This is a genomic window from Mangrovimonas sp. YM274, from assembly GCF_030908385.1.
Classification (GTDB): Bacteria; Bacteroidota; Bacteroidia; order Flavobacteriales; family Flavobacteriaceae; genus Mangrovimonas_A.
Genome location: NZ_CP133091.1, coordinates 2,257,454 through 2,282,911, shown reverse-complemented (window position 1 = coordinate 2,282,911; position 25,458 = coordinate 2,257,454). Strand labels below are relative to the sequence as shown.

The following is a 25,458-nucleotide window of genomic DNA, read 5'->3' as shown; positions in this document are numbered from 1 at the left end:
AGCGTTTCAGAATTGAAACGCTTTTTTATGATTTAATTTCTAAAAAGGCTTGTAATGGAATACTTGGCCTCCAACGGATACTTCCGCCATTAAACCACCTTTGGTGTGGGTGAATACAGCAACCCCATCGGTGTATTTGGCATCTAGTGACTGCCCCATGGTTAAGGCTGTTGCAGAAATTCCGGCGTCAAATTTAAAGTCACCTTTCTTGAATTCATCCAGAGCATCGGCGGTTTCAAAAAAGATGATTTCAATAAGGGCCTGTCCTCCAATTTGGGCTCCAATATTAATTTCTTTTACACTGGCCATTCCTTGTGCCACACCAGACACATACAAAACGCCATTTCCGGAAGCACCTCCAACAATAAGTCCTCCTTTTCCAACATTTGGAAAGATTACGTAACCGGCAGATTTTTCAAAATACTTCTTTAAATCTGGAGAATGTTCTACCATTTCAATTTTAGCCTGTTCAGCATCGATAATAATTTTTCTGTCTTTCTCCGTTTGGGAGTAGGCAGAAATAGTAAACATGCTTAGTACAAAAACGAAAACTAATTCTTTTAACTGTTTCATAATGGTGGTGTTTGGTTAAAAATATGATTTCTAAAGATAGTGATTTTTTAATATAAGTAATTGTTTTGTAGTTTTTTAAAGTTTTGGTTTGTTGGGTTTTTGTGGAAATAAAAAGTAAAGAGGGCCCAATAGGCCCTCTTATTATAGAATATATGTAAAGAAAGTTTATTCCTCTTCCTGAATTACTTTTTTATCTTTTTTGAAGATAGGTACAAGATAGGAGATGGAATAACCAAAGCCCATTCCAAACTTACCACTATCATAGGTCCTATTGAAACCAGGGATGTATATGTTTTCAAAATTGTCTGGTTCGGTTTCCGTAATGCGTCCTTTTAATTGCGCATTAATGCCAATAAACAAGTTTTTAAAGGTTTCTGCTTTAATACCTATTATAAGTTCTCCCCAAATAGCCGAAAGACCATCGTATTCTTGACCAACAGTACTACTGTACTGGTTGTTCCAATATTGATCTGTATTGTAAATAGTGTAGTTGTTTACTGTATGGCTAAAAGTGCTGGCTCCAACTCTGAAACCTGCATAAATCATATTTTGCATGTCCAGCCAGTTGGTGTACATATTGTAGTCTACACCAGCCTTAAAATAACTTCCTTTGGTGGTTACATCCAAGAAATCTGTTCTGCTATCTTTTTCTTCTGTACCTAATTCGCCTGCCAAATATAATTTTTGTGTAAGGCGATAATCGGCAACAATCTCAAATCCAGAATAGTCATCGTCAATAAAACTGCGGATGGGTTTACTGATATCGGCCCCAATACGTAAGCCGTATTTTTGTTTGTAGACTAGGGTGTCACTACTTTCGGAATCAATTTCTTGCTGAGCTGCCGACATTAAAGGGAACAACAGCAATACCAATATTTTAATGATAAATGTTGATGTGTGCTGCTGTTTCATTTTCTATGGTTGTGTTAGCTGTTACGGCATTTATGATCCAAATATCCTCATCGTTAGTTTCATCTACGTCTATTTCGGTACCTGCAAAAATACTTTTATAGCCGCAAGCTCTGGAAACATAGATAAATTCAGGAGTATAGTTTACCTCAATAATATCGGTATTGGAAACAGTGGTTTCGTTATCATCACTGTCGTAATCGGTATCCTTTTTCAATTCAAATCTAGAAATGGCTGTAATACCTTCATCCTGAAAATTTAAGGGTAGTACAATGGAGTCCGTGTCAACATTGGATACTATTTCTTCATCTATGCCTTCACCTTTTACGGTAAGTCTTCTAACCGAACGCGTGTTTGTTGGATTGCTAACGTCGTAAAAACGAATAATTAAATGAGGAGTGGTAGCCGTGGTTTCAGCACATATATCATCTTTTTCGCATCCTAAAACAAGGTATCCCAGGAGTGCTAAAAGTGGACATATAATTTTTAAATATCTTACCATAATTAGATTTTCTGATTAGCAGACATTGGGTTCTTTAGAGGTTTCGACGTTCTAAAAGTACAACATTTTCTACATGGTAGGTTTGCGGGAACATGTCTACAGCTTGTACTTTGGTAACTTTGTAAGCGTCATCCATAAGTGCCAAATCTCTGGCTTGAGTTGCACTGTTACAGCTTACATAAACAACTTTTTCTGGAGCAATATTCAATATTTGCTGAACCACATCCTTGTGCATACCGTCACGAGGTGGATCTGTAATAATGACATCTGGATGTCCATGCTGGCTAATGAAGGCATCGTTGAATACATTTTTCATATCACCCACATAGAAGTCAACGTTATCAATACCGTTTAATTGTGCATTTTCCTTGGCAGCGGTAATAGCATCTGGAACGGCTTCTACACCGACTACCTTTTTGGCTTTTTTTGCTACAAATTGCGCAATGGTACCTGTTCCTGTATACAAATCGTATACCAATTCGTCTCCTTTTAAATCGGCAAAATCACGTGCAATTTTGTAGAGTTCATAGGCTTGTTTGGAATTGGTTTGGTAAAAGGATTTTGCATTGATTTTGAACCTTAGGTCTTCCATCTGTTCAAAAATATGGTTGTCTCCTTTGTAGCAAATCACCTCCTGATCATAAATGGTGTCATTTGCTTTTCCGTTGATAACGTATTGCAAAGAGGAAATTTCAGGGAAGGTTTCAGCCAAATGATCCAGTAATAATTCTCGTTTTGCTTTATCTTCCTTAAAGAACTGGATCATTACCATAAGGTCTCCCGTTGTGGAAGTGCGTATCATGAGGGAACGCAAAAATCCAGCTTGGTTACGAGTGTTGAAAAATTCCATATCATTGGCAATGGCAAAGGATTTTACCTCATTGCGAATGGCATTGGAAGGATCTCCCTGCAACCAACATTTTTTGACGTCCAAAATTTTGTCCCACATTCCTGGAATATGAAAGCCCAGAGCATTCTTGTCGCCCAAATCTTCACCAGATTGGATTTCTTCCTGTGTTAGCCATCTGCTGTCGCTAAAGGAAAATTCCATTTTGTTCCTATAGAAATACTGTTCCGAAGATCCTAAAATAGGAGTGATTTCGGGAAGTTCTACATGGCCAATGCGTCTTAGGTTGTTTTCAACTTCTTTGTGTTTGTATTCCAATTGGTATTGGTAATCCATATCCTGCCATTTACAACCACCACAAACTCCAAAATGTTCGCATTTGGGTTCCGTGCGCTTTTCGGATAAGGAATGAAACGCAATGGCTTTGCCTTCGTAATAGGCCTTGCGCTTTTTGTAGGTTTGAATGTCTACTACATCACCTGGTACGGCATTCGACAAAAAAATTACTTTACCGTCTGGCGCTTTGGCAACCAATTTGCCTTTGGCCCCGGCATCTATCACTTCAACGTTGGTAAATACCTGCTTTTTGTTTCTTCTTGACATGTGGCAAAAATAGAATAAATGCCGGTAAAATTTCTAAAAATCGGACAAGATTTAGTAATTTGCGGCCACTACAAATATGGATGATTTCTCTCCTGAAAGAAGGAATTGCAAATGTTTTAATTAAAAGTAAATAAAATGGCGGTTTTAGACCAAATGACGTCCCAACAAGCAATTGAATTAGAAAACAAATATGGAGCTCACAATTACCATCCACTTCCAGTGGTTTTGAGTAGAGGTGAAGGTGTGCATGTTTGGGATGTTGAAGGGAAACAATATTATGATTTTTTATCGGCCTATTCTGCGGTAAACCAAGGACATTGTCACCCAAAAATTGTAGGGGCTATGGTAGAGCAGGCAAAAACATTAACCTTAACTTCAAGAGCATTTTATAACGATGTTTTGGGTACCTATGAAAAGTTTGCTTGTGAGTACTTTGGGTTTGATAAATTGTTGCCCATGAATACAGGAGCAGAGGCTGTGGAAACAGCTTTGAAATTATGTAGAAAATGGGCATATGAAGTAAAGGGTATTCATGAAAATGATGCCGAAATAGTAGTTTGTGAAAATAACTTTCACGGACGTACAACAACCATCATCTCTTTTTCTAACGATCCTGTGGCACGTGAGAATTTTGGACCATACACCAAAGGGTTCATAAAAATTGCATATGACAATCTGGACGCTTTGGAGGAGACTTTAAAAAACAATCCAAACGTTGCAGGATTTTTGGTAGAGCCTATTCAAGGAGAAGCTGGTGTATATGTGCCAACCGAAGGGTATTTGGCTAAAGCAAAGGCTTTGTGTGAGCAATATAATGTATTGTTTATTGCAGACGAGGTACAAACAGGGATTGCCCGAACAGGAAAGCTGTTAGCGGTTGATCATGAAAATGTAAAACCAGATGTTTTAATATTGGGTAAAGCCTTAAGTGGCGGTGCATATCCTGTAAGTGCGGTATTGGCCAATGATGGGGTAATGAATGTTATTCACCCTGGAAACCATGGAAGTACTTTTGGAGGAAACCCTATTGCTGGAGCTGTGGCTATGGCTGCTCTGTCAGTAATTGAGGAGGAGCAATTGGCAGAGAATGCAGAAGCATTGGGACAATTATTTAGAAGCGAATTGAACAAATATATCGAAACCAGTGAATTGGTTAGTTTGGTGCGTGGTAAAGGTTTGTTGAATGCCATTGTAATTAATGATGACGAGGAAAGCGATACGGCATGGAACATTTGTTTGGCACTTCGTGATAATGGATTGTTGGCAAAACCAACGCATGGTAATATTATTCGTTTTGCGCCACCTTTGGTAATGACTAAAGAGCAATTGTTGGATTGTGTGGGTATTATAGTAAAAACCTTAAAGCAATTTGAAGCTTAGTAACAAGGATTTAAGTTCATAAAAAAAGCGACCAATTGGTCGCTTTTTTTTGTGTTTGGTTTCGTTATTCTTGAGGTAACCCTTGTTGGATTTCTTGCAAACGTTCTTGCAATAATTCTGGGTTAGACAAAGCCTCCCATCCAATAAAGCTAATAATCCAAATTAGGTAAGCAATTGAAATGATGCTTAAAATAACACCAATAATTCCCATTATTCTTCCTGCTTTTACATTGCCATATCCCAAATAGTCTTCTGGAGCCGATTGGTAAACTTTGGTAGCTTTTGAGCCCAATACAATGGCGATGATTCCACAGATAAGTCCAGGGATTCCATAAAAGCAACAGCCTACAATTGACAGGATTCCCATTACTAAGATTAAAGTTGAATTTGGTAAAGTTTGTTTTTCCATGTTGATTAGTTTAAGGTTAAAAGTGTTTTAAATAATAATTTATCAAGGTAATTGTAATATTCAAGATGAATAGGGCAAAGACAATTCTATGTCCATATTTAAACTGGTATTTAATATGGGCTAATAGAAATAGGCCTAGTAATAGTAAAGTGTAAATGGCGGGGTACATTTTAAAAGCTGCAGAAAACTCGCCTTGAAATACTAGTGCCAATGCTCGTTGCATACCACAACCCAAGCAGTCCATACCAAAGGTTTTTTTCCAAAGACAAGGGAGCATGTAAGGTTCTAGTGATGACATATTTTAGTAATGACTTACAACAAATGTATAAAAACTTAGTTCTTGTTAATGGCAAAAGCAAGTATTTTCATATAAAAAAATGCAAATCAATTGTAAGTCTTGGCATTAATAATAGTGTTAAAAGCTGTATTTTTGGGCTTTTCTATTATTGCAGAGTACAATGAATATTTCTAGACCAATCAACTATCTTTTTATAATTGTTGGCGGCATAGTGGCATTTTATGCACAAGCCCAAGAACAACAGAACGTTTATGTATTAATTGGAGGAATATGTTTGCTAATGATAGGGGTTTATGGCATCTCTAAAAATATTCCAAGTAAATTTGAAAACGATACTAAAGACGAAAAAGATTTAGATGCATGAGTTTAAAAATAGGCGATAAAGTTTCGGTGCTGGATGAAGATATTTCGGGAGTCATCACTGGTAAAAAAGGCGATTTATTTGGCATTGAAACCACCGATGGTTTTGTGCTGGAATTTTATGCTCATGAATTGATACGTATCGATACCTCATTAAAATCGGAAGTATTTACAGGACAATCTGCTTTTGAAGTAATTCAGGAAAAGGAAATTCCGCAAAAAAGAAAATCGCAAAGAATCAAACCAAAGGAGCGCAATTTACCGGCTATGGAGGTAGATTTGCATATTCATCAATTGACTCCTAGGCCCAATAGGCTTTCCAAGCATGAAATGTTGACCTTACAACTGGATACTGCTGAACGCCAATTGAAATTTGCAATAAGCAAGCGCATTCAAAAAGTGGTGTTTATTCATGGCGTAGGGGAAGGGGTTCTAAAAACCGAATTGGAATACCTTTTTGGCAGGTATAACAATGTTACCTTTTATGCCGCCGATTACCAAAAATACGGCATGGGTGCCACAGAGGTTTATATTTATCAAAATGTAGCACCCTAAAGATTATTCTTCTGTAGAATATTCTACTTCAAGCTCATAAGTTCCAAGATCCAATTCGTCAGTACTTAAAACAGTAATGTCTATATTATGAATTGTAAAATGAACGGAGATGGTTCTAGTAAAAGTGTTTTCAATAAACTCATCTAGCAGGAATATGTCTTGAGCATTATTATCTAAATATCTAGGAATAACAGAGTCCACTGCAAAATCATCTGCAGGATTTTTGTTGCCATCTTCATCCTCGTATCTAGTTAAGACCCCGTCTTGATCATCGTCTTCATCCAGGTAATCTGGAGTGAGATCTTCATCCGTATCTCTGGCGTCATCCACAGAACCATCCCCATTAGGGTCTGGAGCTTCATTGATGGTCTTCACATTGTCATTATCATCATCTTCGTCTAAATAGTCTGGAATACCATCCCCATCGGTATCGGTTGGATTGGTGCTAGGGTCGTTATCACCATCCTCGTTTTTATCTTCTACGGAAGTAGGAACGCCATCATTATCATCGTCTACAAATGTAGAATAGTATTCTACGGTACCCGAAGTAGCTTCGTAGTTATTGGTTACCGTTACGGTTTCATCGGGAATTAAATTACAGATAAAATTTTCTGGATTATTGTCATAGGTTCGGTAATGGAACCTTACACTGCTACCATTAATGGTTAAAGTGCCTTCAACAACGCCTTCTTCAGGATTAAAAATATTATCGTTTGTACTGTTGGAAGGAAACAGTAAGCTCAAAGATTCATAAGGAGCTTCCTTAGTTTTGTAGAGAAGGTAAGCGTCACTGCTTTCTGAACATAGTGTTAATTCGTCATCAAAATCCAGTTCAACATCAAGAACATCGCCATCGTCACAAGACGTTATACATAATCCTATAAACAGTAAGTATAAAAGCTTTCTCATAGTGGTAATTTGAGTGACAAAAATAAGAGAATTGTTAATTTATAACGTGGCATCTGGGAAATAATTTTATTTCCTTTACTTTTGCCGCAGATTGGCAGTGGAGGGTTTTCTCATGTCAATTTCCCAAGAATTACGAATAAACCAAAAAACATGAAACAAGTATATTTTGATAGTGCCGCAACCACTAGGGTTAGGGATGAAGTGATTACAGAAATGCATAAAGTATTATCTGAAAACTACGGAAACCCATCTTCTACACACGCTTTTGGAAGGTCTTCAAAATCTATCATAGAATCGGCCAGAAAAACTATTGCTAAAAGGCTTAATGCACTGCCGCAAGAAATTATTTTTACTTCTGGAGGTACGGAAGCGGACAATATGATTTTACGCTGTGCTGTACGAGATGCTGGTGTAAAAACCATCATTACTTCTCGTATTGAGCACCATGCTGTTCTGCATACAGCCGAAGAGCTACAGCAAGAGTACGGTATTAATGTGGAGTATGTGGAACTTCAAAAATGTGGAACCCCAGATTATGACCATTTAGAACGTTTGTTGCAGGCTTCAGAAGGATTGAAATTGGTAAGCTTGATGCATGTTAATAATGAAATAGGTAACCTTTTGGATGTAAAAAAGGTAGCTGTAATGTGTAAGGAGAACAATGCGTTGTTTCATAGTGATACGGTACAATCTATCGGACATTTTGAATGGGATGTCCAAGAGGTGCCTATCGACTTTATGACGGCTGCAGCTCATAAATTCCACGGACCTAAAGGGATTGGTTTTGCATACATTAGAAAGAATAGCCATCTAAAACCACTTATTTTTGGAGGTGCTCAAGAGCGTGGTTTTAGGGCCGGTACGGAACCTGTACATAATATTAAAGGTTTGGAAACAGCCTTTGTTTTGGCTTATGACCATTTGGAAACAGAACGTAATTATATTTTAGACTTAAAGAATTACTTTAAATCCGAAGTTGAAAAACATATTCCAGGAGTAGATTTTAATGGGAATTGTGGGGATGATGCAAATAGTACCTATACCTTGTTAAACGTGCGTTTACCATTATCGGCTGAAAAGGCTATGACCTTGCAGTTTCAGTTGGATTTAAAAGGAATAGCCTGTTCTAAGGGAAGTGCTTGTCAAAGTGGAAGTTCGCTTGGGTCGCATGTATTAACCCAAATTCTGTCTGAAGAGGATTTAAAAAAGCCGTCTATTCGCTTTTCTTTCAGCAGTTATAACAATAAAGAAGAAATTGATTATATCGTAGAGGTACTTAAAGAAATAGTTGAAGCTTAGTCTCTTTAAATATTTTAATTAAATGGCTGCCTTCAGCATTATTTTAAGAATGTAGAAAGTTTTCAATATGGGGCCTACACTTGCTCTTTGCCATTAGTAGTGTAGGCTTTTGTGTTTCTCAATTCCATAATCGATAACTAGACAAATATGTCTGGGCAGCCATACTTTTCTTTTGACAAGATACTATTCTAATCCAAATATTCCCAAGGATACGTTTTCTGTTTATATTTCCTGTCAATCCCCTCAATAAATTCTAAGTACTCTGGTGTTGGATCGTTTAAAGGTAGGAATTCGCCATATTTTACAGGTGTCCCAATATCTCTAAATAAATTTTCCAACCCTGCAGGCATGATAGTACAGGTTAGCTTGGCATTTTTATTAGAGGTATTTTTAAAGCAATGAATGGGACCATCCAGAGGAACGCTTACAAACTCTCCCGCTTTTACGGTAATATGACCGTCTTCACTTTTAAATTCAAGTTCTCCTTCTGTTATATGAAATAATTCCTGTGCATAGGGATGACTATGAGGAGGAGGGCCGCCGCCAGGAGGCACAAGCATTTCAATAACGGCATAATCACCATTGGTATCTTCTCCCGAAATGACAATACGGTAATTACTTCCGGCAACAGCTAGATAGTCATTATCTTCTTGGCTTTTGATGGTTATTTTAGAGGTCATGAGTGGTTTGCATAGTATTTATGTTGCAAATTAAACTAAATAATTAGATGTAATTAAAAAAATGAGGATGATAGGATTCAAAGGTTATTAGATTAAAATAGTGTTTTTGTTTATGTTTTAAGGCTTTGATAATTAGAGGTTTTTAGTTGGTGAATGGCATTTGATTTTTTAATTTTAAGGAAATTAGAATTTCTTCTATTATCGAAGTGAATCATTGATTTATTTTATCTAATTATTCATATTATAAATTATAGTTATAGTGTGGGTCCAAAATTAATTGAGTTATTTTAATACAATCTAATCTAATATATTATGGAAAATCACAATCAATCACATGCGTCTCATAAGTCAAATGGGGCGTCCAAATGTCCATTTTCTGGAGCTGCACCTAAGCAAGCTGCTGGTGGAGGAACCCAAAATAAGGATTGGTGGCCCAATAGGTTAAAAGTAAATATCCTTCGCCAAAATTCTTCACTATCCAATCCTATGGGAGATGAGTTTAATTATGCTGAAGAATTTAAAAAGTTGGATTACTATGCCCTTAAAAAGGATTTATTGGACTTGATGACTGATTCTCAAGATTGGTGGCCTGCAGATTTTGGCCATTATGGAGGGTTGTTTATCCGAATGGCTTGGCATAGTGCAGGAACCTATCGTATAGGTGATGGTAGAGGCGGTGCAGGAGCTGGTCAACAACGTTTTGCTCCATTAAATAGTTGGCCAGATAATGCTAGTTTGGATAAAGCGCGAAGGTTGTTGTGGCCTATTAAACAGAAATATGGAAAAAAGATTTCTTGGGCAGATTTAATGGTGTTGGCAGGGAATGTGGCTTTGGAGTCTATGGGCTTTAAAACTTTTGGTTTTGGTGGAGGCCGTGTAGATACTTGGGAGCCCGAAGAAGATGTATATTGGGGATCGGAAACTACTTGGTTGGAGGATAAACGATACTCAGGGAAACGTGATTTGGAAGATCCACTGGCAGCTGTGGTGATGGGGTTGATTTATGTAGATCCAGAAGGCCCTAATGGTAATGGAGATCCAGTTTCGGCGGCAGTTGATATTAGGGAGACCTTTAAACGTATGGCCATGAATGATGAAGAAACGGTAGCTTTGATTGCAGGAGGACATAGTTTCGGTAAAACTCACGGGGCGGCAGATCCTAGTAAATATGTGGGGCCAGAGCCAGAAGCAGCGCCTATAGAAGAGCAAGGGTTTGGTTGGAAAAGTAGTTTTGGATCTGGAGTTGGAAAGGACGCCATAACTGGAGGTCCTGAAGTAATATGGACACAAACACCAACCCAATGGAGTAATTTATTCTTTGAAAATCTTTTTAAATATGAGTGGGAGCTTTCTAAAAGTCCTGCTGGTGCCAAACAATGGGTTGCCAAAGATGCTGAACCGTCCATTCCAGATGCTTTTGATGCCAATAAAAAGCATCTTCCTACTATGTTGACTACCGATTTGTCTTTAAGATTTGATCCTGAATATGAAAAAATTTCTAGACGTTTTTACGAAAATCCAGATGAATTTGCGGATGCTTTTGCACGGGCATGGTATAAGTTAACTCATCGTGATATGGGGCCAACTTCCCGTTATTTAGGGCCAGAGGTACCTACCGAAGAATTGATTTGGCAAGACCCTATTCCAGAAGTGGATCATGAGTTAATCTCCACTATAGATGTTACGGCGCTGAAATCGAAAATATTGAATTCTGGATTGACAGTTTCCGAATTGGTTTCTACAGCATGGGCTTCGGCATCTACGTTCCGAGGTTCGGATATGCGAGGTGGTGCCAATGGAGCTAGAGTACGTTTAGAACCTCAAAAGGACTGGGAAGTGAACAATCCAAAACAGTTGGATAAAGTTTTAAAAGTGTTGGAAGAAATTCAGAGTGACTTTGGTTCAAATGGAAAAAAGGTCTCTTTGGCAGATCTTATTGTATTGGCAGGTAATGTTGGAGTAGAACAGGCTGCAAAAGCCGGAGGTTTTGATATAGAAGTACCATTTACCCCAGGAAGGATGGATGCCTCTCAAACACAAACCGATGTTGAGGCTTTTGATTATTTAGAGCCTTTTGCAGATGGATTCAGAAACTACAGAAGAACCAAGTTTGATGTTTCTACAGAAGAACTATTGATAGACAAAGCACAATTATTAACACTTACTGCTCCAGAAATGACGGTGCTTTTGGGAGGAATGCGTGTATTGGATACCAATTACGATCATTCTAAACATGGTGTTTTTACCAATAAACCAGGGGCGCTTACCAATGATTTCTTTATGAATCTTCTTGATATGGCAACGGTATGGCATAAACAATCGGATTCTGAAGAATTTTTTGAAGGTCGTGACCGGAAAACAGGAACCGTGAAATGGACCGCTACAAGAGCTGATTTAATTTTTGGTTCAAATTCAGAATTAAGAGCTGTTGCAGAAGTTTATGGATGCGAAGATTCCAACGAAAAATTTGTAAAGGATTTTGTGGCCGCATGGACTAAAGTGATGAATTTGGATCGGTTTGATTTGAATTAAGAACAGTAATATTAACAAGAATAAAGAAGAGTGATCATTTTATGATTGCTCTTTTTTTTGTTTTATAACAAATTGTATTTGAGTGTCTTGTGTTTGTTGTGTATATTTATAAGTAATCACAGATGATTACTTATATGTGTAAATGAATAACCAACGATAATATGTATGAAACAAAATTACGATTAAAGAGAAGAGAGATATTTTTTAAGGTATGGGTTTATGTTTGGGCATTTTTAAGCTGTTATTGGCTAAATGCCCAAATTAGTTATGAATATACAACCAATAAAAGCTTTTATTTAGGTTCTTATGGGCGTGTGGGAGTGGATTGGTCGTTTGAGAATGGTGAATCTATAGGTAGACGTTTAAACCTGAATAATATGGGAAGTGTTGGGGGAAGGTTGGAAGAACAGGATTATTTGGAGTTGGTTCCTAATTTTGTATTTAGGCCAAAGGCGGGAGATAGTACTACTATCCATGTGCAAATTCGTTTGGCTGCATATGCAACAAGTCTTACTTCCATAGGAAACAGTTCAACCACTAGCTTGGGAGGCCTAAACTTTGCTTTACCAGAAATTTATGCGGAAGCTAGGAATATTAAAGGTAAAGACCTTAATGTGTGGATTGGGTCTAGGCTATACAGAGGTCCGGATGTACATATTGCGGACCATTATTATTTTAATGATCATTCCGGGCAAGGGTTTGGGGTAGAATATAAAAAGTCTAGAATGGCTGCGGTATTTGTGGCTTCCGTTGATACCACATCTACCTTGCCGCCGTATTTCTATTTAAACATTGAAACAGGAACGCTTAGTGCCGCGCTTAGGCAGCGTACTGTAGTGATTGCAGAGCATGACTTTGAATTGAATAAAGACAATAAGATTACGGCCCTAGGAGAGGTGCATTATATGGGAGGTGGTGATGAGGACAATGATTTGACCGAACCAGGTGATGTAGGTGAAGCCGTGAATTTCCCATCAGACTATGGTTTGGTGTTTGGAGCAAGGTATCATAGGCGGTTTAGAAAACTTCGGGATGGCTCTTTTAACGATTTAGCGGTTAGGTATGGCTCAGGGATTGCCAATGGAGGTGATGGTGGGATATCCAAAACTTGGTATACTTTTGGAGCTCCAGATGCGGATGACTTAAATTTTAGAGGCGCCTATTCGTGGTCTGTGGTCAATCACACAATGTTGAATATTTCGGATGCTTATAGCCTCAATGGTTATGTTATTTTTACTCAAAGCAAAGGAGGTTCGGATAGCAATCATATTGCCGAAACTTATTTTGGAAGAGAAGTCTTCAATAGAAAATTAGATTTTGCCATTGGTACTCGAAACGAGTTTTACATTACAGATTACTTTCACGTAATGGCAGAGTTGCATTATGCCCAAAGAAAAGACGGAACAAATCCCAATGCAAGTATGACCAAGTTCAGTATAGCGCCAGTATTTGTGCCTACTGGAGCACGAGACTTTTGGGCAAGGCCGCATTTTAGGTTTGTAGCGTCTTTCGCTCATTATAACGATTTTGCTAAGGAAAGTCTATATTCTCCTTATTTAGAATTTACAGGGCCTAAACGTTGGGGGTATTACTTTGGAGTGAAAGCGGAGTGGTGGTTATGGAAGTAAATTAATGCCGCACGAATCTCTGTTTCATAAAAACGGTAGTTTATTTATTTCAATTCCAATTATTAACCCAATCATAACAAAGTTAACGCTAAAGTGAATTTATCTTAAATCTGGCTTAAGATTATAATTACGTTGCTGTTGTTCATTTGTCAAAACTTTAAAAACATTAAAATGAATAACTATTACAAATTTGCTTGTGTTGGCTTAGGTCTCTTATCCTTTATGTCGTGTAACGATGATGACAATTCCAATAATGAACCTAAAAATGAAGTGGTATTACAATCGCATTCTCAATCTCCGGTATTGTTAAAATTGACGCCTGAGTTTTCAGATGTAAACATTTATAATTTATTGACTTCAGAAGATCAATTGGTCAACACACCAAGTTTTGTGTATGGCTCTATGGCTGATGGTGCAGGTTTAATTAAGAATGCAGACGATACATTTACTTTAATCAACAATATTGAAGCTGATTACTCTATTGCAAGAATTACTTTGGATGAAACTTTAAAACCTGTAGGGGGAGAGTATATTTTAAATTCTCAAGCTACAGCTTCTACAGCACAATGTTCAGGATCATTGATCACTCCAGAAGAACACGGTTTTGGACCATTATATCTCTCAGGTGGAGAATGGGGAGGATCTTCCAATGGGGTATTCTTAACAGATCCCTTTAAAAATGCAAATGGAGCTTCTACAGCACAAATGCTTACAGCCATGGGGCAGTGGTCAACAGAAAATGCGGTAGCTATTGGTAAAGATGCCTATCCCGGGAAGACAGTTGTGTTTATTGGAGATGACCACTCAGACAATACTGTTCCTTCAGGACAATTAGGTATGTACGTTGGAAACCAAGGAGACTTAAATGGCGGATCCTTGTATGGACTAAAAGTGACCGATCCTAGCGTTAATTTTGAAATGGATATGGTTGAAGGACAATCGTATGCTATGGAGTTTGTTCAATTAGAAGAAACCCAATTGGATTTGTTGGATGCTGAGGCTAAAAACAAAGGGGTAATGGGCTTCTCTAGACTTGAGGATATCGATTGGAGAAGAGGTTCTGCAGACAACAATAGAGAAATCTATTTTTGTGTAACAGGACGTAGCAAGCCAGATTTAGAAGGTAAAGGAACTTTCTACGGTCGTGTGTATAAAGTAACCATGAACCCTAACGATCCAACAGGAGCAGGTACGATTACTTGTGTTTTGGATGGTGATAAATTAAGCGGAAAAGCCAAATCATTTCACAGTCCTGATAATATTGTAGTAACTGAAAACTACGCGTATATCCAAGAAGACCCAAATGGCTACTACGACACAGCTGATAAGACTCACTTTGCTAGATTGTATCAATATAACTTGAATACAGGGGCTTTAAAAGTAGTTTTGGAGTGTGACCAACAAACAGCTGAAACATTGGGGTATGGTTCTGCATCTTCTGCCTGGGAAATTACGGGAATGATTGATATTTCCGAAACAATAGGAAAAGAGAATACTTTCATGGTGATTACTCAAAACCACGGATGGGAAAATGATGGTTTTACAGATCCAACTGCTAATGCTTCAAGTTCTTCAAGTGAAGGAAGTATGTTGTATGTAATTGAAGGTTTGGACAGATAAAATGACAAATTTTTATTTGAAACATATAAAAAAGACACACTATAGCTTAGTGTGTCTTTTGTGCATTGTATTATGTTCCTGTAAGCAAGAGGAAACTCAAGAAGCTATTGAGCCCATTGTTATTTTGGAGCGTAGTTATGTGAATACTTTAGAACGCTGTATTGAGTTTTTGGATTCTACTTTGGAAAGCAGTAACAGGGATTTGATGTTAAAAGGTTATTTAAATGCTCGGGAACAATTTAAAATGGCAGAACCCGTGCTGTCTTTTGTAGATAAAGGTAATTACAAGAGTTTAAATGCTCCAAATATTTTAAGTGTAGAAGAAGAAGACGCTACCGATATCAAAATCAAAAATCCTTTTGGATTTCAGGTAATGGAGGAGTTGCTGTTTGAGGAACCTTTTGACAAAATAGAATTTAAAAAGGTGACACAGCAAACCAAGAACAGATTGAAACTTGTCAAGGAGAACACACGACTTAAACTAAAACCATATCATATTTTATGGCTCATTCGGGATGAAGTGGCTCGCATTGCCCTAACAGGGATTACAGGCTTTGATTCGCCTGTTTTGGAAGCTTCCATGAAAGAAAGCATCATTGCCTATGGAAGTTTAAAGGAGTTGCTGAATGTTTATAAAGATGAATTTGCTTCGGAAGGATTGTATAATGAGTTTCAAGAAGCATTTGATAAGGCTATTGTGAATTTGAATTCTGATTTTGAAAGTTTTGACAGGTTCAATTTCATTAAAAACCACACCCATAAGCAATTGGATTTGTTGCAACGCACCAAAACTGATTGGGAAGTTCAGTTTCCTTTGGAATTGGCTTTTAGGAATGACATGACGTCATTATTCTCAGCCAATACGTTTAATATGGATTATTTCTCGGGGTATGTAGAAGTGGATAGTTTGCTGTCCTCAAAAATCAGTTTGGGGCAACGCTTGTTTAATGACACCAGATTGTCGAGCGACAATTCTATGAGCTGTGCTACCTGTCACGATAAAAATAAAGCGTTTACAGATGGCCTAAAAACATTTCCAAAGCAATTGAGAAATACGCCAACATTAACCTATGCAGCCTTGCAAAAAAGTTTTTTTTATGATGGTAGGACAGGAAATCTTGAAGGACAAATTGTTGATGTAGTTAACAACAAAAACGAATTCCATACCAATCTGCAGGATTTAAAAGAAGTGGTTGGAAATGATTCCGTATACGCCGTACAGTTTTCAAAATTGTATGGCTCTGAGGTTTCCGATCATTCTATAAGAAATGCCATTGCGGTTTATATTAGAAGCCTGAACAAATTCAATTCAAAATTTGATAACAATATCAACGGTTTGGAAAACACCTTGTCTTCGCATGAAGTAAATGGTTTTAATTTGTTTATGGGAAAAGCTAAATGTGCCACCTGTCATTTTGCACCAGTGTTCAACGGAACAGTGCCGCCAAACTTTAAAGACACCGAGTTTGAATTGTTGGGAGTGCCACGGGATACTTTAAAGGAAACACTTGTAGATGGCGATTTGGGACGTTACAATGTCTTCAACACCATAGAAAAGAAGTATTTTTTCAAAACGCCAACGGTTAGGAATAGTTCCAAAACTGCTCCTTACATGCATAACGGTGTGTTTGTGAGTTTGGAGCAGCTGATGGAGTTTTATAATGATGGAGGAGGAGCTGGATTAGGTCTGGATTTGGAATATCAAACCTTGCCTCCCGATGCCCTTGGATTGACAGAAAGCGAAATGAAAGATATTATCAGCTTTATGGAATCCTTAGAGGATAGTTAAACTATGATTCTAATAAGAATGATTTCAATTCTTCATACGATGCAATGGAAGTCGCTCTTTTTTTCTTACTCATTACCTTAAGGATTTGTGGAGGAAGTTCGATGTTTTCCCTGATAACTTCTTCCACAACATCCAAAAATTTGGTTGGGTGAGCTGTTTCCAAAAATACACAATGGGCATTTGGGTTTTCCTTTAAATAAGATTTACAGGCCAAATACCCAACGGCACCATGTGGATCGGCTACATAACTGTAATCGTTGTAAAGTTCCTTGAGAGCTTCTTTGGTTTCCTTGTCGGTAAAGCTATAGCCAGATAAATCTTCTTTGAGGTTCTTGTAATTGTTCTGACAGATTTCCTGAATTCTAATAAAATTACTAGGGTCTCCCACATCCATGGCATTGCTTATGGTTTGCACGGAAGGTTTAGGATCGTAAATCCCCTCCCGTAGATAATCTGTGACTACTTTATTGGCATTGTTGGCAGCTACAAAATGTTGAATAGGAAGGCCTAATTGTTTGGCCATCATACCAGCACAAATGTTACCAAAATTTCCGCTAGGTACCGAAAATACAAGGTCCTTATGAGTTTTGTATAATGCTTTGTATGCGAAAAAGTAGTAGAACATTTGCGGAAGCCATCTCGCCACATTAATGGAATTGGCAGAGGTTAACTGCATATGGCTTGTTATGGATTCATCCAAAAAAGCTTGTTTCACCATCGCTTGACAATCGTCGAAAGTGCCATCTACTTCTAAAGCTTTGATGTTCTTTTTTAAAGTGGTAAGTTGCTTTTCCTGAATATCACTTACTTTGCCGCTAGGATACAAAATAACGACCTTCACACCGTTAACTCCTAAAAAGCCATTGGCAACGGCTCCACCAGTATCGCCAGAAGTAGCGACCAAAACCGTGACTTCATTTGGATTGCTGTCATTGAAATAGCCTAGGCATCTCGCCATAAATCGAGCACCAACATCCTTAAAAGCCATGGTTGGGCCATGGAACAATTCCAAGGAGGAAATTTGATTATTGATCTTTACAATTGGAAAATCAAAAGACAATGTTTCTGAGATAATCTCTTTTAAAGTGTCTTCAGGAATTTCGGGGACTATAAATTGTTTGATGGCTTCAAAAGCAATGTCCACATTATCCATTTCATCCATTTGCTCAAAAAACGATTTTGGCAATGGAGTTATGGATTCAGGAAAATACAAGCCTTTGTCAGGTGCCAATCCTTTGATAACGGCATCCTTGAAGGTGGTTTCTGGGGCTTTTCGATTGAGGGAATAGTATTTCATAGCAACGTTTTTATTCCTTGGGTGTTAATTTTTGAAACATGTATATTAAAATCCAAGTTGGTTTTGGAATAGAGGGCTTCTGCGGCATGTGCCACTTTATTGGCAATATCTTCACCTTTTGACAAAATAAAAATGGAGGGTCCAGATCCTGAGATTCCAGAACCAAGGGCACCATGTTTTTGAGCAAGTGCTTTTACTTCTTGGAAATAAGGTATCAAAGTACTCCTGTAGGGTTCAATAACTACATCGTGAAGTGACTTGCTTATCAATTCATAATCGTTGGTGTGAAGTCCATGAACCAAACTTCCTAGGTTGGCCCATTGGGTAATGGCCTTTTGTAACGGAATATCCTTTGGTAAAATGGCTCTTGCCTCGGAGGTTTTAATTTCTATTTGTGGGTGAACAATAGTAGCGTATAATTCAGTAGGTGTGGGAATTTCCAAAATTTCCAAAGGGTCTATACTTTTTACTAGAGTGAATCCACCAAAAATGCCAGGGGCAATATTATCGGCGTGTTCACAACCACTTGCCAAAGCTTCACCTTTCATGGCGAAGTAGGAGAGTTGTGTTTTGTTATAAGGTCTTCCCAGAAGTTCATTGATAGCATATACACTACCGGAAGCGCTAGCCGAACTACTACCAATACCGCTTCCAGGTTTGATGTTCTTGTAGATTTCTATGTCGAAACCAAATTCTGGTTTGGCATCTTCCAAAAGGGCCAGAGCGGCAACCCCTGCAACATTCTTTTCAGCCTCAAGAGGTAAGTCGTAACCTTCAATTTTGGTAATCCGAATCCCTTTTTGGGCTGATTTTTTTACAATCATTTCATCTCCAACCGCGTCCAAGCAAAAACCCATGACATCAAAGCCACAGGCTACATTGGCCACCGTTGCTGGTGAAAATATTTTTATTTCGTTTTTCAATATTGGTTCAATTTTTTTTGGCTATAATAATCAATTCGTTGTCTCCATTGGTTGGATTGACCAACTGTTCTGTATGTACAATTTGAAAATGATGTTTGGTTAAGATGTTTCTTAAATCCTCTTCCCGATAATAATGCATGAACAATTGCAGTTCTGGGTAATTCTTAGATCCAGTCCATTGAGAGGACTCATAATCTCCTACAATTGTACTGATGTACAGATATCCATTTTTGGACAGAATTCTAGAACTTTCAGAAATAAGTTGCTCCACATCACCTTTTGAAAGATAAGGGAACAAAAAGGCGCACATAACACCATCATAAGATTCCTGAATATTTTCAAGATCTCGGCAATCCATCACCTCAAAGTTGACCGAAGGCACATTTTTAGCAGCAATGTCAATCATGTTAGGCGAGAGGTCTCTTCCTGAAATCTTAAAGTTTGGAAATCCCTCCTTAATAAAACGCGTGACATTGCCAGGCCCGCAACCTAATTCCAAAATTTTGGTGTATTGGTTATGGTTGTCAAGAAGTTCACAAAACTGAAGGACCGAAGGTTCGTAGGCTGAAATATCCACATACTTTTGATCGTACATGGAGGCACAGTCATTAAAGACCTTAAGCGTCGCTTCAGTTTGTGCTACATCTTTATGTACACTGGACTTAGTCATTTCCAGTCCGTATAATATCGGCAAACAAACCTGAAGCGGTTACATCGGCACCTGCACCGGCACCTTTGATAATCATTGGTTGCTCTATGTAACGGTGGGTGTAAAACATTACGATGTTATCCTTTCCTTCAAGATTGTAAAATGGATGTCCTTGGGGAATTTCGCGTAGGCCTACAGAGGCTTTCCCTTCGTTGAATTCCGCCACATATTTCAATTGACAATTTTTAGCCTTCGCATCGCTGTATAATTTTTGGAAATGCGCTTCATCATCAATCAAGGTTTTGTAAAAATCATCTACCGACTTACTTTCCAAATTAGATTTGGTTAAAAAGGAGTGATTGGTGATGTCCTCAAGTTCCATTTTTGAACCGCTTTCCCTAGCTAAAATCAATATTTTTCTGGCAACATCCACGCCACTTAAATCAATACGCGGATCAGGTTCTGTGTATCCTTCGGCCTGTGCCTGTTTTACCACGTCATGAAATTTGGTGGTGTCATTGAAGTTGTTAAACACAAAATTCAAACTTCCAGAAAGTACCGCTTGAATACTCTTGATTTTGTCACCAGAAGCGATGAGGTTGTTTAAAGTGTCAATAACCGGTAATCCTGCGCCTACGTTAGTTTCAAACAATAACGGTGCATTGTACTTTCTGGATAAATACTTAAGCTCTGAATAGTTTTCAAAATCACTGGAACAGGCAATTTTATTACAGGCTACTACAGCTATACTTTCTTTTAAATATTTGCCGTAGAGTTTAGCTATCTCTTCATTAGCAGTGACATCCACAAACACGCTGTTACGAAGGTTGAGCAACTTAATACGATTGAAGAATCCTTCCATCGAGGCTTTTTCTCCTTTTGACAGAAGCTCTTTCCAATTTTTAAGAGGAATACCATCTTCATCAAAAAGCATAGTTCTTGAATTAGACAATCCAACCACTCTTAAATTGATTTTTAGGGTATCCCTTAGATATTTTTTTTGCTGATGGATTTGTTCTACCAATCGTTCACCTACATTTCCAACTCCAGAGATAAATACATTAAGTTGTTTTGTTTTTACTTCAAAGAAGGTTTCGTGTAAAGTGTTGAGCGCTTTTTTAACGTCCTGTTGGGCAATAACGGTTGAGATGTTCCTTTCGGAAGCGCCTTGCGCAATAGCCCTAATGTTGATGTTGTTCTTACCAAGCGTACTGAACATTTTTCCACTGATACCTTGGTGACTTTTCATGTTATCACCAACGAGCGCCACAATGGCCAAATCCTTTTCAATGAGGATTGGATTGATTTTTCGAAGGGCTATTTCATACCCAAAATTAAAGTCGATAACTTCCTTGGCATGGTCCCCATCGGCTTCGTCTACAGCAAAACAAATGGTATGTTCTGATGATGCTTGGGTAATCAATATGACATTTATTTTATTGATTGCTAATGTTTCAAATAGGCGTTTTGAAAATCCTGGGATGCCCACCATACTGTTGCCTTCCAAAGTTAAAAGGGCAATATTGTCAATATTGGTGATACCTCTTACCGTCAATCCATTGGATTGTTCGTCGTTGGTAATATAGGTTCCTGGAGCTTCTGGCTCCAAAGTGTTTTTTATAACAATAGGAATGTTCTGAATCAATACGGGCTGAATTGTAGGTGGGTACAATACTTTTGCTCCAAAATGCGACAATTCCATAGCTTCCTGATAGGAAAGTTTTTCAATTGGTTGGGCTTGCTTTACCAATTTAGGGTTGGCGGTATACATACCGCTTACATCTGTCCAAATTTCCAATTGGCCAGCTTCAATGGCAGTAGCGACAATCGCTGCCGTAAAGTCCGAACCGCCACGTCCCAAAGTGGTTGCTTCACCATGTTCGGAGGATGCTATGAATCCCGGAAGAACAGTAATGCGCTGGTTGGCCGATTTAAAATATTCCTGAATTTTTGGTAAGGTCAATTCATAAATAACATCGGCTTTGGTGAAGTTGTTATTGGTAATAATTAAATCACGACTGTTTTTTCTAACGGCATCCAGTCCTTTGCTTTTTAAAGTTTCAGTAATGATAAAAGAAGATAGGAGTTCTCCAAATCCTACTAATTTGTCGGATGTTTTTGGAGAGAGTTCGTTGATAAGAAAAATACCATCTAAAAGGCTTTTCAAATCATTTAGTATTTCTTCTAGTTCGGTAACAACTTTAGAGTCGCAATCTGGTATTAGTTGTGATATTAGATCTAAATGTAGTGTTTTAATAACTTCAAATTCAGAAAGGAAACTTGCATCTTTATTTTGAGCTAGTTTGCCAACAATAATAAGTTTGTCTGTAACCCCTCCTACGGCTGAAACAACACAAGCCAATGCTTCATTTTTGGCATAATCTTCAAGAATGTTAACGACTTTATTTATATTTTCTACAGAACCTACAGACGTTCCTCCAAATTTTAATACATTCATTTTTAATCAGTTTTGATTGTGGTATGGATTTTTAGACTTTTGGTGCTTTGACAGCACATTGTGTACGGAGAGAATATAATTAACAACCCAAACGGGTTGTAATACCAAAAATGAAATGAATAGTAGCAGTTGCCCCAATAAAAATTAGGGAGCTAAAGGTGTTACTATTTAATGCTAACTTCGTATTCATATGCCTATCAAATGTATTATTTTTACTTTAATTAAAAAACTATTTCATTCTTTTTACTGAATTAACAATAAAAGCTTTAAGTTTTTATTTAAAAATGAATTGAATTGAAAAATTCAACAGTCAAAAAACAAATTGTGTAATGCTAATAAAGGCATTTAGGTTTCAAATATTATTTAAACAATGAAAATACTTTCTAAAGAACAAGTCTATGAAGGTGATAGACTTACGGCCGAGCGTCAAAAGATAAGCTCTACAGATTTAATGGAGCGTGCGGCAACTAAAATTTTTTATTGGATCCATACAAGATTACAGGGACAGCCAATACCTATTCATGTGTTTTGTGGTATTGGAAATAATGGAGGAGATGGTTTGGTACTGGCTAGGCACTTAATTAATCATGGCTATAACGTGAATACCTATGTTGTTAATTATAGTGATAAGCGTTCCAAGGATTTTCTAATTAATTACGACCGTATAAAGCAAACCTCCAAAAATTGGCCTGTGCTTTTAAATGCAGATGATGAATTACCTCTTATAACTCCAGATGCAATTATCGTAGATGCTGTTTTTGGAATAGGTCTTAACCGCCCGGCAGATGAATGGGTCAAAAAGCTTTTTCAGCATTTTAGAGCATCAAAGGCATTTACCTTATCTATAGACATTCCTTCTGGATTATACACAAATCATGTTCCTGAAGATGAAAATGGTGTGGTTTGGGCTAACTATACCTTAAGTTTTCAAACGCCAAAATTGGTATTCTTTTTGCCGGATACCGGAAAGTTCACGGTAGAATGGGAGGTGTTGGATATTGGAATTGATCCGTCGTATTTACAAGAAGTAAAAACAGAAGCCGAGTTAATTGGAAAATTTGAAATGCTATCGGTATACCAACCAAGAGACAAGTTTTCCCATAAAGGAAGTTTTGGTCATGCTCTTATTATTGGAGGAAGTTATGGTAAGATTGGAGCTGTTATTTTAGCCAGTAGGGCAGCCCTAACTGCGGGAGCAGGTTTAATTACAACTTATGTTCCTAAATGCGGTTATGTTCCTTTGCAATCCTCCTTTCCGGAAGCCATGGTCATTACAGATAAAGAAGAAGAATTGATTTCGGATATTTCATTTGAGTTGACCCCTTCAGCAATTGGTTTTGGAGTAGGGATGGGGACAAGTAAAAAAGCGCTTGGTGCCTTCGAGGCGTTTTTAAAGAAATATGAGGGACGTTTGGTTATAGATGCTGATGGACTCAATATGTTAAGCCATAATTTGGAGATACTTGAATTGTTGCAACCACAAACTATTTTAACGCCGCACCCAAAAGAATTAAAACGCTTAATTGGAGATTGGAAAGATGATTTTGACAAACTAGAAAAAGTGAAGGCATTTACCAAAAAGTACAATCTTATTATAGTAATAAAAGGAGCTAACACTATTACTGTTTATAAGGATCTTTTATATGTGAATTCCACTGGAAACCCAGGACTTGCTACCGCAGGAACGGGAGATGTGCTGACGGGAATTATTACAGGAATGCTCTCCCAAGGATATGATCCATTAACAGCCTCTTTGTTTGGAGTATACCTGCATGGAAAGGCTGCCGATATTGCTGTGTTGGATCTGGGATATCAAGCCCTCACCGCAAGTATGGTGATTGACGCTCTTGGCGAAGCATATTTAGATCTATTTAAACAACCACAAGAGGAGGGAACTGAACAACCTAACAAACAGACAGAATAAAAAAATAAAGGCCCACTGAAAAGTGGGCCTTTATTTTCTAATTTAAAAATTTAATTAAATGTCTAATTCTTTCAATAATTCAACCAATCCTGAACTAGAAGGTCTTGGAGCGTCTGGAGTTACAATATTTCCTTGAGGATCAATAAGGATGAAACGAGGGATCCCGTTAATTTTGTAGTTTTGAACAAAATCCGATTTCCAGCCTTTGTCAGCCAACAATTGAATGCCTCCCAATTCTTTTTCGGAAACCATTTGTTTCCAACCTTCTTTGGCAGCAGCCGCGGCAGCTTCAGGAGTGTCTCCTTTAAAACCTCTTCCATCATCCACAGAAATACTTACAAATTGAATGTTTTTATCTTGGTATTCTTCTTCGATACGTTTTAAGTGAGGAATTTCTGCCTTACAAGGTCCGCACCAAGTTGCCCAAACATCTACATATACATACTTACCTTTTAAATCACTTAAAGAAGTGGTACCTCCTTTGTGGTTTTCAAAGTTTTCAAAAACAGGAGAAGGACTACCTTGAGGCAGTTCTTGCTTTAAAGTAATCGAGCTTGCTAAGTATCGTTGGTATGACTGAAGCATTGGATCCACATTTTTAACAGCATCTGCTACAATTGTGGAATCAATTGTATTATCGGAATTGTAAAATGTTGTCAATTCATTTTTAATGGACGCTATGGATTGGTCCAAGGCTTCCAAATTATCTATTTGGCCTAATTTATCAAGGTCAAGAAGCTCTTCTTCCTTCAGGGATTTTTTAGCCAAGAAGTTACTGTTTTCAGATCCAACCCCTGTATAAGAAATTGTTTCGTCAAACTGGTTAGTGTCCATTGTAAGCTTAATATCATAGCCGTTTTTTAGATATAACGTGGTGCTTTCTGCTCCATCAAATAGGCTGTAAACTCCAGGCTCTAATTTTAAGGTATCCTTGAACGTTCCGTCTGTAGATACTGGAATTGTCTTTGAATAAGAACGACTTCTTACAATAAGGGAGTCACTGTTGGGATTTGTTATTTGCCCAGAAAAAGTAACGTAATCTTTAGGCGGTTCTTCTTGTTTACAAGCAAACGCAGAAGCAACAAGTAATAAGGCCAATGTTTTTTTCATGATAAATTTTTTGTGTTCATCCAAAAATAATAGAAATATGTTATCCTGTATGCCATTTAATCAATTATTAACAAATAAGAGCATTAGTTGTGGTCTAAGAGGGATTTTATGTCTACAATGTGTTTCTTGTGTGATGGTATTGATGGTCTTTTGAGAATAAGCGTATTTTTTTTGTGTAAACTACTGTAAATTAGTAAGTAAAAA

Annotated in this window: 22 protein-coding genes; 9 read left to right on the top strand and 13 right to left on the bottom strand. The window is 37.7% G+C overall.

Features of this window, described 5'->3' with window-relative positions; translation table 11 throughout:
• Nucleotides 1–39 precede the first annotated feature (39 nt).
• From RBH95_RS09800 to rlmD, 4 genes are all read right to left on the bottom strand, one after another.
• The gene (locus RBH95_RS09800) at nucleotides 40–573 is read right to left on the bottom strand and encodes a lipid-binding SYLF domain-containing protein (RefSeq protein ID WP_307899410.1); all 534 of its coding nucleotides are present in this window, start codon (nucleotides 571–573) and stop codon (nucleotides 40–42) included.
• 165 nt (nucleotides 574–738) lie between these two features.
• The gene (locus RBH95_RS09795; protein ID WP_307899409.1) at nucleotides 739–1,485 is read right to left on the bottom strand and encodes a DUF6048 family protein; all 747 of its coding nucleotides are present in this window, start codon (nucleotides 1,483–1,485) and stop codon (nucleotides 739–741) included.
• Nucleotides 1,451–1,984, bottom strand: a complete 534-nt coding sequence (locus RBH95_RS09790) for a DUF6452 family protein (protein ID WP_307899408.1) — start codon at nucleotides 1,982–1,984, stop codon at nucleotides 1,451–1,453. Before RBH95_RS09790 ends, RBH95_RS09795 begins: the two co-directional genes overlap by 35 nt.
• 34 nt (nucleotides 1,985–2,018) lie before the next feature.
• A complete protein-coding gene (rlmD, locus tag RBH95_RS09785; RefSeq protein ID WP_307899407.1) occupies nucleotides 2,019–3,434 on the bottom strand; it encodes a 23S rRNA (uracil(1939)-C(5))-methyltransferase RlmD in 1,416 nt (471 codons plus the stop codon).
• A gap of 135 nt (nucleotides 3,435–3,569) precedes the next feature.
• On the opposite strand from rlmD, the gene rocD reads away from it, so the two are divergent.
• Entirely contained in the window at nucleotides 3,570–4,814 is a 1,245-nt protein-coding gene (rocD, locus tag RBH95_RS09780; RefSeq protein ID WP_307899406.1) for an ornithine--oxo-acid transaminase, read from the top strand.
• A 64-nt stretch (nucleotides 4,815–4,878) separates the two neighbouring features.
• Here the strand turns inward: rocD and RBH95_RS09775 are convergent, their stop codons facing one another.
• Both RBH95_RS09775 and RBH95_RS09770 read right to left on the bottom strand, forming a co-directional pair.
• Nucleotides 4,879–5,223, bottom strand: a complete 345-nt coding sequence (locus tag RBH95_RS09775; RefSeq protein ID WP_307899405.1) for a CCC motif membrane protein — start codon at nucleotides 5,221–5,223, stop codon at nucleotides 4,879–4,881.
• Between the two features lie 16 nt (nucleotides 5,224–5,239).
• A complete protein-coding gene (locus RBH95_RS09770; protein WP_307899404.1) occupies nucleotides 5,240–5,521 on the bottom strand; it encodes a DUF2752 domain-containing protein in 282 nt (93 codons plus the stop codon).
• Nucleotides 5,522–5,681: 160 nt separating this feature from the next.
• Here RBH95_RS09770 and RBH95_RS09765 point away from each other — a divergent pair, with 160 nt between their 5' ends.
• Both RBH95_RS09765 and RBH95_RS09760 read left to right on the top strand, forming a co-directional pair.
• The gene (locus RBH95_RS09765; protein WP_307899403.1) at nucleotides 5,682–5,885 is read left to right on the top strand and encodes a hypothetical protein; all 204 of its coding nucleotides are present in this window, start codon (nucleotides 5,682–5,684) and stop codon (nucleotides 5,883–5,885) included.
• Complete coding sequence (locus tag RBH95_RS09760; RefSeq protein ID WP_307899402.1) at nucleotides 5,882–6,436, top strand: Smr/MutS family protein; 555 nt, start codon at nucleotides 5,882–5,884, stop codon at nucleotides 6,434–6,436. The genes RBH95_RS09765 and RBH95_RS09760 overlap by 4 nt, the downstream gene beginning before the upstream one ends.
• A gap of 3 nt (nucleotides 6,437–6,439) precedes the next feature.
• Here RBH95_RS09760 and RBH95_RS09755 read toward each other — a convergent pair whose 3' ends face one another.
• A complete protein-coding gene (locus tag RBH95_RS09755; protein ID WP_307899401.1) occupies nucleotides 6,440–7,345 on the bottom strand; it encodes a hypothetical protein in 906 nt (301 codons plus the stop codon).
• Between the two features lie 150 nt (nucleotides 7,346–7,495).
• On the opposite strand from RBH95_RS09755, the gene RBH95_RS09750 reads away from it, so the two are divergent.
• Nucleotides 7,496–8,644, top strand: a complete 1,149-nt coding sequence (locus RBH95_RS09750; RefSeq protein ID WP_307899400.1) for a cysteine desulfurase family protein — start codon at nucleotides 7,496–7,498, stop codon at nucleotides 8,642–8,644.
• A gap of 188 nt (nucleotides 8,645–8,832) precedes the next feature.
• On the opposite strand, the gene RBH95_RS09745 is transcribed toward RBH95_RS09750, so the two are convergent.
• Complete coding sequence (locus RBH95_RS09745) at nucleotides 8,833–9,324, bottom strand: cupin domain-containing protein (RefSeq protein ID WP_307899399.1); 492 nt, start codon at nucleotides 9,322–9,324, stop codon at nucleotides 8,833–8,835.
• 312 nt (nucleotides 9,325–9,636) lie between these two features.
• Between RBH95_RS09745 and katG the strand changes: the two genes are divergently transcribed.
• The 4 genes from katG to RBH95_RS09725 all read left to right on the top strand — a co-directional run bounded on the left by katG (nucleotide 9,637) and on the right by RBH95_RS09725 (nucleotide 16,893).
• Nucleotides 9,637–11,856 (top strand): catalase/peroxidase HPI, encoded by a 2,220-nt coding sequence (katG, locus tag RBH95_RS09740; RefSeq protein ID WP_307899398.1) that lies wholly within the window; start codon nucleotides 9,637–9,639, stop codon nucleotides 11,854–11,856.
• Between the two features lie 161 nt (nucleotides 11,857–12,017).
• Nucleotides 12,018–13,484, top strand: coding sequence for a carbohydrate porin (locus tag RBH95_RS09735; RefSeq protein WP_307899397.1), 1,467 nt, complete (start codon nucleotides 12,018–12,020; stop codon nucleotides 13,482–13,484).
• A gap of 171 nt (nucleotides 13,485–13,655) precedes the next feature.
• Complete coding sequence (locus RBH95_RS09730) at nucleotides 13,656–15,104, top strand: alkaline phosphatase PhoX (protein WP_307899395.1); 1,449 nt, start codon at nucleotides 13,656–13,658, stop codon at nucleotides 15,102–15,104.
• A gap of 16 nt (nucleotides 15,105–15,120) precedes the next feature.
• Complete coding sequence (locus tag RBH95_RS09725) at nucleotides 15,121–16,893, top strand: cytochrome-c peroxidase (protein ID WP_307899393.1); 1,773 nt, start codon at nucleotides 15,121–15,123, stop codon at nucleotides 16,891–16,893.
• Between the two features lies 1 nt (nucleotide 16,894).
• Here RBH95_RS09725 and thrC read toward each other — a convergent pair whose 3' ends face one another.
• From thrC to thrA, 4 genes are read right to left on the bottom strand one after another with little or no spacing between them, the layout of a single operon-like run.
• On the bottom strand, nucleotides 16,895–18,190 hold the full coding sequence (thrC, locus tag RBH95_RS09720; protein ID WP_307899392.1) for a threonine synthase: 1,296 nt from the start codon (nucleotides 18,188–18,190) through the stop codon (nucleotides 16,895–16,897).
• Nucleotides 18,187–19,113, bottom strand: coding sequence for a homoserine kinase (locus RBH95_RS09715; RefSeq protein WP_307899391.1), 927 nt, complete (start codon nucleotides 19,111–19,113; stop codon nucleotides 18,187–18,189). Before RBH95_RS09715 ends, thrC begins: the two co-directional genes overlap by 4 nt.
• A 7-nt stretch (nucleotides 19,114–19,120) precedes the next feature.
• Nucleotides 19,121–19,783, bottom strand: coding sequence for a class I SAM-dependent methyltransferase (locus RBH95_RS09710; RefSeq protein WP_307899390.1), 663 nt, complete (start codon nucleotides 19,781–19,783; stop codon nucleotides 19,121–19,123).
• Nucleotides 19,776–22,220: a bifunctional aspartate kinase/homoserine dehydrogenase I gene (gene thrA, locus RBH95_RS09705; protein WP_307899389.1), complete on the bottom strand. Its 2,445-nt coding sequence runs from the start codon at nucleotides 22,218–22,220 to the stop codon at nucleotides 19,776–19,778. Before thrA ends, RBH95_RS09710 begins: the two co-directional genes overlap by 8 nt.
• Nucleotides 22,221–22,590: 370 nt before the next feature.
• Here thrA and RBH95_RS09700 point away from each other — a divergent pair, with 370 nt between their 5' ends.
• Nucleotides 22,591–24,144 carry an NAD(P)H-hydrate dehydratase gene (locus tag RBH95_RS09700; RefSeq protein ID WP_307899388.1) on the top strand — a complete coding sequence of 518 codons (1,554 nt, stop codon included), beginning with the start codon at nucleotides 22,591–22,593 and terminating at the stop codon, nucleotides 24,142–24,144.
• Between the two features lie 54 nt (nucleotides 24,145–24,198).
• Here the strand turns inward: RBH95_RS09700 and RBH95_RS09695 are convergent, their stop codons facing one another.
• A complete protein-coding gene (locus RBH95_RS09695; protein ID WP_307899387.1) occupies nucleotides 24,199–25,254 on the bottom strand; it encodes a TlpA disulfide reductase family protein in 1,056 nt (351 codons plus the stop codon).
• Nucleotides 25,255–25,458 lie beyond the last annotated feature (204 nt).